We start from the raw sequence: 1550 nt of genomic DNA, 5'->3' as shown, positions 1-1550 counted from the left end.
CACCACCTCGGCGATGAACAGGTCGTAGCGCTGCTGGTTATGCGCCTCCGGGATCACCTTGCAGGCGAGCCACGCAATGCAACCATCGATCAAGGGGGCTGGCGTCACCGCTTCGGCCGATGCCCCGAGGGCAAAGGCGGCAAACTTGTCGACCTCGCGCCCGCTGCACGATCCGACGGCCAGCACTTGCTCGGCCATCGCCCGGCACGGGATGTTCAGTACGAATGCGCCACTCGCCTCGATCAAGGCGCGGGTGAAGGTCCGCCCATCAATCACCACCGCCACCTTGGGGGGCGAGAAATCGAGCGGCATGACCCAGGCGGCCGCCATCACGTTGCGTCGCCCATCGTGCGCCGCCGACACCAGGGTCACCGGGCCGTGATTGAGCAGCAGATAGGATTTTTCGAGTTCAACCGCTTGTCGCTCAGCCATTTCTGCACACCTGTCACATCAAAAGCAAAAGGGGACCGCAGTCCCCTTGTCAGTGTATTGCTCCGCCTGCCGCCTTACTGCAGTTCTTCCAGGCGGATGCGCTTGACCTTGCCCTTCTGGGCCGGCAGGGCCTCGATCCTGGCGATGGCGGCATCGGCCGCGCTTTCCTGGCAGACGTGGGTCAGGATGATGATGTCGGTCTCGCCCTCGCCTTCTTCCGGCTCACGCTGCAACAGGGCATCGATCGAGATGCCCTGATCAGCCAGGATCCGGGTGATGTCGGCCAGCACGCCCGGCTTGTCCTCGACGCGCAAACGCAAGTAGTAGCCGGTCTCCACCTCGCTCATCGGCAGGATGGGCAGGTTGGACATGGCATCCGGCTGGAAGGCCAGGTGGGGTACGCGATGTTCCGGATCGGCGGTCGCCAGGCGGGCGACGTCGACCAGGTCGGCAACGACGGCGGAAGCCGTCGGTTCGGCGCCGGCCCCCTTGCCGTAGTACAGCGTGGTGCCCACGGCATCGCCCTTGACCATGACGGCGTTCATCGCCCCCTCGACGTTGGCCAGCAGGCGCTTGGCCGGGATCAGGGTCGGATGCACGCGCAGCTCGACACCCTTGTCGCGCCGCTTGGCAATGCCAAGCAGCTTGATGCGGTAGCCGAGCTGTTCTGCGTACTTGATGTCGGAGGCTTCGAGTTTGGTGATGCCTTCGACGTAAGCCTTGTCGAATTGCACCGGAATGCCGAACGCGATGGCCGAAATCAGCGTGGCTTTGTGCGCAGCATCGACACCTTCGATATCGAAGGTCGGATCGGCCTCGGCATACCCCAGGCGCTGGGCTTCCTTCAGCACCTCGTCGAAGGACAGGCCCTTGTCGCGCATTTCGGACAGGATGAAGTTGGTCGTCCCGTTGATGATGCCGGCCGCCCATTCGATGCGGTTGGCGGAAAGACCCTCGCGCAGCGCCTTGATGATCGGAATGCCACCGGCGACGGCAGCCTCGAAGGCGACCATGACGCCTTTCTGCTGGGCGGCGGCGAAGATTTCGGTGCCATGCACGGCAAGCAGCGCCTTGTTGGCCGTCACCACGTGCTTGCCATTGGCGATGGCCTGCATGAC

2 protein-coding genes are annotated in these 1550 nt (G+C 63.9%); both read right to left on the bottom strand.

What is annotated here, in order from left to right; genetic code table 11:
• On the bottom strand, window positions 1-432 hold a 432-nt coding region (locus tag A6M56_RS15255), incomplete at its 3' end, for a flavin reductase family protein (protein ID WP_286758223.1).
• Window positions 433-506: 74 nt separating this feature from the next.
• On the bottom strand, window positions 507-1550 hold a 1044-nt coding region (locus tag A6M56_RS15250), incomplete at its 5' end, for a homoserine dehydrogenase (protein WP_286758222.1).

Source organism: Ralstonia sp. RL (assembly GCF_001683835.1).
In the GTDB taxonomy this organism is placed as follows: Bacteria; Pseudomonadota; Gammaproteobacteria; order Burkholderiales; family Burkholderiaceae; genus Ralstonia; species Ralstonia mannitolilytica.
The sequence above is the reverse complement of the archived record's forward strand: the minus strand, read 5'-3'. Positions and strand labels throughout refer to the sequence as shown.